At 64.7% G+C, this 1,006-nt stretch carries 1 pseudogene; it reads left to right on the top strand.

From position 1 onward, the window contains the following. Positions 1-501: 501 nt before the first annotated feature. A pseudogene (locus AWC07_RS03060) lies at positions 502-909 on the top strand (DUF5994 family protein); the annotation flags it as partial. Positions 910-1,006 lie beyond the last annotated feature (97 nt).

Consider the following 1,006-nt stretch of genomic DNA (forward strand, 5'->3'; position numbering starts at 1 on the left):
TGTTCTCGTCGTACCTGATCGCCATCGCGCCATCCTTCCCTCAAAGGAAGGTGCGCATAAAACCCGGGACGGTTCAGATGGATCTCGGGTGCATCGCACCAGTTCTGTATGGCCATGCACCCGTCCTCACGTTGTTGCGCTCACCCTACCCACAATTTTCGGCTTGTGTGGCGAGGGCATGGGCCGGGCACGCTGCGATGCGCTTGCGCGCTGTCGCTGGTTACCTGCTCGCGCCTACGGGCCGCGGGCGGCGTAGCGTCAACTGTGAGCTGTTTCGTTGTCAGTGGTGGTCCACTACGCGCTCGGCGCGGAATGACACCTACGGGCAATGTGATTCCTCCCTCGCTTCCCGCGTCCGCGGGACCCAGGATGCTGACCGTGAAGGAACCACATGAGTTGTGCCGCCTCAGCTATCGCCCACCCACCAGACATTCCGGCTTGCGCGCGCAGCTGCGCCACCGTGATCAGCGGCTGCGCCCAGCGCCGACTGCGGCACTCCCGATGATTTATCCGCTCGGGGGTCGCCGCCACGCCAATCCCATCCGGCTATCGGTGGCCCGCAACCTCGGCCGCGACATCGACGGCGCGTGGTGGCCGCGCGCCGATCGCATCACCAATGAATTACCCGAACTTGTCGCGGTCCTGACCCCGTTGCTTGGGGATGTCGCCTCCATCAACGTCAACTGGTCATCGCTACAACGACCACCCGTTCTCAACTGGCCGGGATGGGAAGGCAAACGCCAGCACGTCACGACCGTTCACGGCACGCACGCCTGCGCTAACCTGCTGATCATCTCGTATACGACCCACAGCGGTCTGGCCCTGATGGTGCTGCGCTGCGCCGCGAACCTACCCATTGCGGCCGCCGACCGCGACAAACCCGCATTCCTCATCGCGGGCTCAGTCCTCTGGGAGCAGTCGGGTAGCCTCGGCGCATTGCTGCGCCGGGGCCCCCTCAGAACCGAGCAAGCGGGTTTCCCCGCACTCGGCTCAAGCAAGCCGCGAG

Source organism: Mycobacterium gastri, from assembly GCF_002102175.1.
GTDB classification, from domain to species: Bacteria; Actinomycetota; Actinomycetes; order Mycobacteriales; family Mycobacteriaceae; genus Mycobacterium; species Mycobacterium gastri.